The sequence below is a fragment of the uncultured Corynebacterium sp. genome, from assembly GCF_945649885.1.
GTDB lineage: Bacteria > Actinomycetota > Actinomycetes > Mycobacteriales > Mycobacteriaceae > Corynebacterium.
The window spans coordinates 43,094-52,152 of record NZ_CALZFS010000003.1 but is presented as its reverse complement, the minus strand read 5'-3'; the positions used below and the strand labels follow the sequence as shown (position 1 = coordinate 52,152).

Annotated in this window: 6 protein-coding genes and 1 pseudogene; 2 read left to right on the top strand and 5 right to left on the bottom strand. The window is 58.3% G+C overall.

Annotated features, from left to right (window positions below):
• The 5 genes and pseudogenes from rbfA to rimP all read right to left on the bottom strand — a co-directional run.
• Positions 1-360: 30S ribosome-binding factor RbfA (gene rbfA, locus Q0M74_RS00795; protein WP_293950827.1), on the bottom strand; the 360-nt coding region annotated here is incomplete at its 3' end.
• Positions 361-617: 257 nt separating this feature from the next.
• Entirely contained in the window at positions 618-3,581 is a 2,964-nt protein-coding gene (gene infB / locus Q0M74_RS00790; protein ID WP_293950825.1) for a translation initiation factor IF-2, read from the bottom strand.
• Between the two features lie 106 nt (positions 3,582-3,687).
• Positions 3,688-3,943: pseudogene (locus Q0M74_RS00785) on the bottom strand (YlxR family protein).
• A gap of 327 nt (positions 3,944-4,270) precedes the next feature.
• Entirely contained in the window at positions 4,271-5,269 is a 999-nt protein-coding gene (nusA, locus tag Q0M74_RS00780) for a transcription termination factor NusA (RefSeq protein WP_293950821.1), read from the bottom strand.
• Positions 5,270-5,296: 27 nt separating this feature from the next.
• Positions 5,297-5,845 carry a ribosome maturation factor RimP gene (gene rimP / locus Q0M74_RS00775; protein ID WP_293950819.1) on the bottom strand — a complete coding sequence of 183 codons (549 nt, stop codon included), beginning with the start codon at positions 5,843-5,845 and terminating at the stop codon, positions 5,297-5,299.
• 100 nt (positions 5,846-5,945) lie between these two features.
• Between rimP and Q0M74_RS00770 the strand changes: the two genes are divergently transcribed.
• Together Q0M74_RS00770 and Q0M74_RS00765 are read left to right on the top strand one after the other, a co-directional pair.
• A complete protein-coding gene (locus Q0M74_RS00770) occupies positions 5,946-6,788 on the top strand; it encodes a DUF4439 domain-containing protein (protein ID WP_293950817.1) in 843 nt (280 codons plus the stop codon).
• A 422-nt stretch (positions 6,789-7,210) separates the two neighbouring features.
• Complete coding sequence (locus Q0M74_RS00765; protein WP_293950815.1) at positions 7,211-8,818, top strand: ABC transporter substrate-binding protein; 1,608 nt, start codon at positions 7,211-7,213, stop codon at positions 8,816-8,818.
• Positions 8,819-9,059 lie beyond the last annotated feature (241 nt).

Here is a 9,059-nt window from a genome sequence, read left to right as displayed (position 1 = left end):
ATCCCGCTTACGGGCGCGCTCCAACAGTGCTTCCATGTGTGCGGAAGCCTCAGGAACGGTATCCACACGATAGGTCAGCGTTGGGGTGAAACGGACACCCAGCTGCTCTCCGACGATCTTCCTGAGCTGGCCACGAGCACGGTGCAGTGCCTCAGCCGCTGCGTCCAGGTCCGGCTCATCGCCAACGTTTTCACCACGGACCGTGTAGAAGATGGTGGCGTCGTGGAGGTCACCGGTCATGGTGACGTCAGTGACAGTGATGAACTCAAGACGACGATCTTTGATCTCGCGTTCAATTGCACTGGCCACGATGGTTTGAATGCGTTTTGCCATTCTTGCTGCGCGTGCGTTATCCACCATGCAGGACCACTCCCTTAAAAAAATTACAGTTGTACTGATTCTTCGGAGATTCTACCCTGTCCACACACCAATCCTGTACCCCGGCCGGTTTTGCTGGTTTGCGGGTTGAGATGCTCAGCGATAACCCCCTTTGAAACGCACTCACCACCATGCCGGTTATCTCCCCTGGGGGATGCAGCAATGACTAAAGCCCGGCCTCTCACAGGTTCTTAACGAATCTGTGAGAGGCCGGGCTTTAGTGGTTCACGCGGAGGGGTTTAAGACTCGCGTGGGACCTCGACCATTTCGAAGGCCTCGATCTTATCGCCGACTGCGATGTTTGGGTAGGACAGAACCATACCGCACTCGTAGCCTGCGGAGACCTCGGTGGAATCATCCTTCTCACGGCGCAGAGATTCAATCTTTGCATTCGGAGCGATGACGTTGCCATCACGGATGATACGAACCGTTGCGTTGCGGCGGACCTTGCCCTCTTCAACCATGCAACCTGCGATGAGGCCGATGGCGGAAGCCTTGAAGATCGCGCGGATCTCAGCCTTGCCGATTTCACGCTCTTCGTAGATTGGCTTGAGCATGCCCTTGAGGGCAGCCTCAACCTCTTCGATGGCGCGGTAGATGATGGTGTAGTAACGAATATCTACACCCTCGGTGTTGGCCTCCTCAGTGGCCTTACCTTCAGCACGGACATTGAAGGCGATGATCACTGCGTCAGAGGCAGCTGCCAGGGTTACGTTGGTCTGGGTAACAGCACCGACACCACGGTCGATGATGTTGAGCTGGACCTCGTCTTCCATCTCAATCTTGAGCAGTGCTTCTTCAAGTGCTTCCACGGAACCTGCGTTGTCACCCTTGAGGATGAGGTTGAGGACCGAGGTCTCCTTGAGGACTGAATCCAGATCCTCGAGGGAGACGCGCTTGCGGGAGCGTGCAGCCAGTGCGTTGCGCTTGCGGGCATTGCGCTGGTTGGCGATCTGACGTGCCAGGCGGTCATCTTCAACAACCAGGAGGTTATCGCCAGCGCCTGGGACTCCATTGAGGCCCTGGACCTGGACCGGACGGGAAGGTCCGGCCTCTTCGACGTCGCGACCGTACTCGTCGACCATGCGACGGACACGACCGTAAGCGTCGCCAGCAACGATGGAGTCACCGACGCGGAGGGTACCGCGCTGGACGATGACGGTGGCAACTGGGCCACGACCACGGTCAAGGTGAGCTTCAATAGCGACACCCTGTGCATCCATGTCTGCGTTGGCAACGAGATCCAGCTGTGCATCTGCGGTGAGGCAGACGGAGCTGAGCAGCTCATCGATGTTCAGACCCTGCTTAGCGGAGATGTCCACGAAGATGGTGTCTCCGCCGTATTCCTCAGGAACCAGACCGTATTCGGTGAGCTGTCCACGGATCTTCTCCGGGGAAGCCTCTGGCTTATCGATCTTGTTCACTGCGACCACGATTGGGACGTCAGCAGCCTTGGCGTGGTTGATTGCTTCCACGGTCTGTGGCATGACGCCGTCATCTGCGGCGACAACGAGAATCGCGATATCTGTGGACTTGGCACCACGGGCACGCATCGCGGTGAAGGCCTCGTGACCTGGGGTATCCAGGAAGGTGATGGCGCGCTCGGAGCCTTCAACCTCAACCTGAACCTGGTAGGCACCGATGCCCTGGGTGATGCCGCCGGCTTCGTCGGAACCGACGTTGGCCTTACGGATCGTGTCCAGGAGTCGGGTCTTACCGTGGTCAACGTGACCCATGACGGTGACAACTGGAGGACGGTTGGTCAGATCATCCTTGCCACCGATGTCTTCGCCGAACTGCAGGTCGAAGCTCTGGAGGAGCTCGCGGTCTTCGTCCTCTGGGGAGACGACCTCAACCTTGTAGTTCATTTCCTCACCGAGCAGCATCAGGGTCTCATCAGAGACAGATGCGGTTGCGGTGACCATTTCACCCAGGTTGAACAGAGCCTGGACCAGTGCTGCCGCGTCTGCGCCGATCTTCTCAGCGAAGTCAGACAGGGATGCACCGCGGGCAAGACGCAGGGTCTGGCCACGGCCGTCTGGCAGGCGAACACCACCAATAACGTTTGGTGCCTGCATTGACTCGTATTCATTGCGCTTCTGACGCTTGGACTTGCGTCCACGACGTGGTGCGCCACCCGGACGACCGAATGCGCCTGCGGTACCGCCACGACGGCCGCCACGGCCTGCGCCGCCGCCACCACCACGGTTGAAGCCACCTGGACCTCCTGGACCACCCTGGCCGCCGCCGCGACCACCCTTGCCAGGTGCCTTGGCAGGCATCTGACCTGGGGTTGGAGGCATCATTGCTGGTGATGGACGACGTCCGCCACCCTGACGCTCCTGAGTGGTTCCACCCTGGGTGTTACCGCCCTGTGGGCGAGGTCCACCGGCACCTGGGCCTGGGCGTGCGCCGCCACGACCGGGCTGACCATCACGCTGTCCACCCTGTGGGCGTGGGCCGCCGCCCTGTGGGCGAGGTCCACCTCCCGGACGGGGTCCGCCACCTGGGCGTGGGCCGCCGCCCGGACGTGGTGCCGGACGATCTCCTGTGGAGAATGGGTTGTTGGCCACGCGAGGTGCGCGTGCACCTGGCTTGGGGCCTGGCTTTGCCATCGGACGTGGCATCGCGTTTGGACGAGGAGCTTCGCCACCCGGCTTCGGGGTGGACTTCTCCTCGGCTGCCTTCTTCGCAGCATCGCCCGGGGTTGGTCCGGAGAATGCCGGCTTCGGCGCTGCTGGCTTGGCAGCAGCAGAGGTTGGCTTTGCAGCAGCAGGCTTCGGGGTGGAAGCAGCAGGCTTTGCAGCAGCAGGCTTCGCTGCTGCCGGCTTGGGTGTCGCCGGCTTTGCGGCTGCTGGTTTTGCGGCTGCTGGCTTTGCCGGAACACCGGGCTTAGCAGCTGCGACGGCACCCGGGGTCGGGCCCGGGGTTGCCTTTGATGCTGTACCTGGCTTTGGTGCAGCAGCGGCAGGCTTGGCGCCTGGTTTCGCTGCTGGCTTTGCCGGGGCAGGCTTGTTATCGGTGTCGGCCTTGGCCGCACCGGTTGCTTCGTAGTGTTCCTGCATCTTCTTCACCACTGGGGGTTCAATGGTGGATGATGCGGTTTTAACGAACTCGCCCTGCTCTTTGAGCGTGGTGAGTAGTTCCTTGCTGGTAATACCGAGCTTCTTAGCGAGCTCGTGTACACGTAGCTTTCCGGGCACTTTTCTCCTCTAGATGTTTCGCCAGAGGTCAAAGGCCCAAAAATTGGGACCCAGAACTCTAGCAGTGATTATTGACGTTCATCGCTGATGCTTCATCGTGCGCTCATCAGTGTTCAGTCTTCCTTATGATGTCGGGGTCCGGCGGTTTTTTCCGCCAGGTACGTGCGTACGTGACCTGTATCCACCTGGGTGGACACCCTCAGCGCTCGGCCAAAGGCACGACGCTGTTCAGCAAGCTCCAATGCGGCAATGGTGGGTGTCAGCCATGCTCCCCTGCCCTGCATCCGACGCTTCGGATCAGGAAGGATCACACCGGGCTCATCCGGGTGTTCGACGACACGGAGTAGAGCGATATCTTTCATTCGCTTCTTCGTGGCAACACAGGTACGGATCCGGATTGACGTGTTATCAGCACAAGCCTCAACAACAGACGGTGGTGTCATACTTTCCACATCAGCGTTGGAAGCTAGTTGCATTCAATCCCTTTCACGTTTTAAGACCACCCGATTGTTTCCGATCGGATTGATTTCCACAGGCCGCACATGGGCCTTTTCCAATATTACGCTATAAAGACCAAAAATTGGAACCTGTGAACAAGATCCTCACAGATTCCAATTGTTATGTGGCCTTAACCAGGGTTACAGGGAGGTAATTTTCCCGTGAATCCCGGAGGTTCAAAGCGAAGACAATCAGGCCATGTCGGAGTGGATGTCAATCTTCCATCCGGTCAGACGAGCTGCCAGCCGGGCGTTCTGCCCTTCCTTGCCGATCGCCAGAGACAGCTGGTAGTCAGGCACAATGACGCGTGCCGTCTGCTGTTCCTCATCTATGACCTCAACCTTGACCACCTTTGATGGGGCCAGGGCGTTGCCGACGAAAACCGCTGGATCATCGGAGTAGTCAATGATGTCGATCTTCTCTCCACCAAGCTCGCGCATGATGTTGGACACACGCTGTCCGCGGGGGCCGATGCAGGCTCCCTTGGCATTGAGGTTCTTCACGGTTGCCTGCACGGCGACCTTGGAACGATGGCCAGCTTCACGGGAGATCGCGACGATCTCCACGGATCCGTCAGCAACCTCAGGGATCTCCAGTTCGAAGAGTTTGCGCACCAGCTCCGGGTGGGTGCGGGACAGGTTGACCTGAATCCCCACCGGGCCCTTGCCCACACCAACGACATAGCTCTTCACACGGTCACCGTGCTTGAGCTTCTCACCGGGGATCTGCTCTGCAGGGAGAAGGATGCCGTCCTGGTTGTCAGCCTCAGTACCGAGCTGGACCACCACGATGCCACGTTCTGCAGCACGGGAATCAGCCTGGACGATGCCGGACATGACGGTGCCTTCGTAGTCTGCGTAGGCATCAAAGGCACGATCAGCTTCAGCTTCACGGAGTCGACGGACGATGGCGTCACGGACCGCACGTGCTGAAACACGACCGAAGTTCGATGGGGTGTCGTCGTACTCGGAGGAGACGCTGCCGTCGTCACCGAATTCGGTGACTATAACCGTTACGGCGCCGGTGGAGGTATCAATGTCCACGCGTGCCTTGGTATTGTCGGACTGCTCGGTCTCCTGGTAATCCAGGTAGGAATGCAGGAGTGCAGTTGCAATCGTGCGCACAAGGTCGTCGACCCTGATTCCCTTTTCAGTCTCGATGGCTTTCAGAGCCTGGACATCAATATTCACTTGTCTTCCTCTCAAGCTTCCGCGGGGTTACGGGGTGTTTTCTCCCACGGCTTCGTCGAATGTGCGTTCCGCCAGGGCAAGTTCATCCTGCGCAGGTTTCGCGAATTCAATTTCTACCACCGCATGGGGGTTCTTGGCTAATTCCAGAACACCGACCTCAAGCAACTTCTTGTTCCGTGTGATGAGAATGACAGCTGTCTCATCGGAATTGAGCGCACCGATCCGGGATACCTGCTTGACACCGTCTTCCTGGATGGACACCAGACGGCCACGGTTGCGTCGCCAGTGGCGAGGCTGAGTCAGTGGCATGTCCACGCCCGGGGTGGATACCTCAAGCAGGTAGCCAGCTCCGAAGTTCAGTTCTCCGCGGGCCTCGGCAGCGTCGAAAAGCTCTCCGATCTCGTTGCTGGCTACCTCCAAGAGGTCAAGGTCGGGGCGGGAGTCGGAGTCGAGCTTGATTGCCACGCTGGATTTGGGTCCGGCCTTGGTCACGCGGAGACCTTCAACATCAAGACGATGTGAGGCTGCGAGTGGGGTGATCAGAGTGATCAGTTCTTCTTCGGTGGGAAATGCCATACCGATCAGGATAGCCGGTGTGGCGGACTCCCCCGCCTCCAGCCAGGCCACGGTCATGTTGCACCGACCACTGTCCACCCCACCTACTAAGCTTCACCCTATGCGCCCAACCAAGTCCGCCCTTCTGTCTGTCGCAGTGGTTCTGAGTGTCTCCACGATGACTGCATGCACCCCCTCGCCAACCCCGGATGAGACACTGCAGGTGCTCTACCAGGATGCGTTGCATGATGCAGAAGCGCTGACCGGTCTCTCACCCGCAGTCTCAACACTGCGTACAGAGCATGCCGATGAGATTGCGGAAGAGATCAGGCGTCTGTGCGGTTTCACCGATGAGGGTGCGCTTCCGGAGTCATGTGAACTCGAGGTCCCAGCGGTAGCTGCCGCCCCGGCAACCGATGCCGATCACTGGATTGCTGACAGTCAGGTGCGCATACTTAACCAGCTGGGCGGCTTACCGGAAGAATCCATCCCGCTGATCACCGAGCACTATATTGAGCAGGCCCGACTAAGCCCGGTCATTGACAGCATTGACGCCCCAGATGGGGCCATCATCCTCGAGGACGAGGATCTGGCTGCTGCTCAGGAACATCTTGCAGAGGAATATGCGGCCGCCTGGGCACTCGGTGTTGCCCTTGCCCATGTGGACCCTGCGCATCGCGTTGCCACGCAGACCGCCATCGACCGTCACCGTGAATATGCAGCACTCCTGCGCACCGTCATTGAACCTTTCGCGGAAACCAGCCCGTCGGAGCCCGGCTACGATCCACTGAACCTGACCGACCCGGTTGATGGACCTACCGCACTGACCATGATCACTGAGGTTCAGAATCATGCTGTGGACACCTGGCACAGCACTGCCAGCCAGGCCACCGATGATGGTTGGCGCTCTCTGGCCACCCAGCTTGCCGGCGCCACCGCAAAGGATACCGTCCCCTTTTCTTAAAACCATTGCTTGGCCGCGCTTGACCCGTGCGACTTTCCGCCACCCCAGCCACCTCATAGAGACCCGCCTGGGGTGGCGTTTTTGCATTCATCATCACTCCGCTGAGCGGCTGCGACGTATTCCTAGGGCACATGGTACGCAATCGTTTCCGCCGAACCCTCCGGCGTGACCGCCCCACCTACGGGGGTAGAAACGATAACAAATCTGTCACCGTCGCTGCGAGGGCATTTGCAAACGATTTCGAGAAGATGCAGCTAGAGGCAGGATTCCTGTGTTTTTTATTTATTTTCCATGACAAACTCATGAAATCCATCTCTCATGCGGGTTTGGCTGCGACATGAGTCACATTTACTATGCAATCACTGGGTTTCACTCAATAGATCACATGGGTGGGATCAACCACATACTCACGGAGGTCTCAAATGACTTTGAAGAAGTCTCTTGCCGTCACCACGGCAGCGGCGCTGGCGCTCAGCCTCGCGGCGTGCTCCTCAGATTCGGATTCCGATTCCAGCAGCGCAAATGGTGAGGCAGGTTCCGGCGGCGACAACTACGTTGTTGTCAATGGCACCGAGCCACAGAACCCACTGGTTCCAGCCAACACCAATGAGGTGGGTGGCGGGCGTATCGTCGATTCCATCTTCGCCGGCCTCGTCTACTACACCGTTGATGGTTCAGTAGAAAACGATCTCGCGGAATCTATTGAGCTTGAAGGTGAGAAGACCTACCGTGTGACCCTGAAGGAGGGCCAGACCTTCACTGATGGCACTCCGGTCACCGCCAACAGCTTCGTTGATGCCTGGAACTACGCTGTGGCCAACTCCATGCTCTCCTCCTACTTCTTCGAGCCGATTCTCGGCTATGAAGAGGGAGTGGAATCCATGGAGGGTCTCGAGGTTGTCGATGACACCACCTTCACCATCGAGCTGATCCAGCCTGAGGCTGACTTCCCACTGCGTCTGGGATACTCCGCGTTCTACCCACTGCCTGAGTCCGCCTTTGATGACATGGATGCCTTCGGTGAAAACCCTGTCAGTAACGGCCCCTACAAGCTGGCTGAGTGGAACCACCAGCAGGATGCCATCATCGTCCCGAATGAGGACTATGACGGTGGCCGTGCCGCACAGAATGACGGCGTGAAGTTCGTCTTCTACCCGACCTTCGATTCCGCCTATGCGGATCTGCTCTCTGACAACCTGGATGTTCTGGATACCATCCCGGATTCTGCATTCAGCAACTATGAGGATGAGCTCGAGGGCCGCTCCATCAACCAGCCTTCTGCTGTGGTTCAGACCTTCACCATCCCGGAGAGCCTCGAGCACTTCTCCGGCGAGGAAGGCAGCCTGCGCCGCCAGGCACTGTCCATGGCTGTCAACCGGGAAGAGATCACTGAGACCATCTTCGAAGGCACCCGCACCCCGGCAACCGACTTCACCTCCCCGGTCATCGACGGGCACTCCGGTTCCCTTGAGGGCGCCGAGGTTCTGGAATATGATCCAGAGCGCGCGAAGGAACTGTGGGCTGAAGCCGACGAGATCGCGCCATGGAGCGGTGAGTTCACCATCTCCTATAACGCTGACGGTGGCCACCAGGCCTGGGTTGATGCTGTTGCTAACTCCATCCGCAACACCCTTGGGATTGATGCTCTGGGCAACCCCTACCCAGACTTCAAGTCCCTGCGCGATGACGTGACCAACCGCACCATCGACGGAGCATTCCGTACCGGCTGGCAGGCCGACTACCCATCCATGGGTAATTTCCTCGGCCCTCTGTACGGCACCGGTGCAGGTTCCAACGACGGCGACTACTCCAACCCTGACTTCGATGCCAAGCTCTCCGAGGCCGCAAATGCTGATGACTCTGAGCAAGCAAGCGCCCTCTACAACGAAGCACAGGAGATCCTGCTGCAAGACCTTCCAGTCATCCCGACCTGGTATCAGAATGCAGTCGGTGGCTACTCCAACAATGTCGACAACGTCGAATTCATGTGGAATTCCCAACCTGCCTACTTCCAGATCACCAAGAAGTAAGATCTTAAAAACCATCGGTGAACAGGCTTGATTCAATCAAGCCGCCCTAAGGCCCAGGACAGCAACTACCAACCCCTGGGCCTTTCGGTTGTCATAAGAACATTTCCGTGTGGTTTAGCTTTTCCCGCTGAGGAAGGCATCCACAGATGTAATCTCCTCAGTGGGATGAGGAAGCTACACAGCAACTAGCTTTCAATAATTTCCATCCCTTTCTCTCATCCACCCCAACACAAGCAAGGAC

Coding starts and splice junctions, on each gene's coding strand:
- rimP (WP_293950819.1), bottom strand. CDS start 5,845: ATGGCATTTCCCACCGAAGAAGAACTGATCACTCTGATCACCCCACTC.
- Q0M74_RS00770 (WP_293950817.1), top strand. CDS start 5,946: ATGCGCCCAACCAAGTCCGCCCTTCTGTCTGTCGCAGTGGTTCTGAGT.
- Q0M74_RS00765 (WP_293950815.1), top strand. CDS start 7,211: ATGACTTTGAAGAAGTCTCTTGCCGTCACCACGGCAGCGGCGCTGGCG.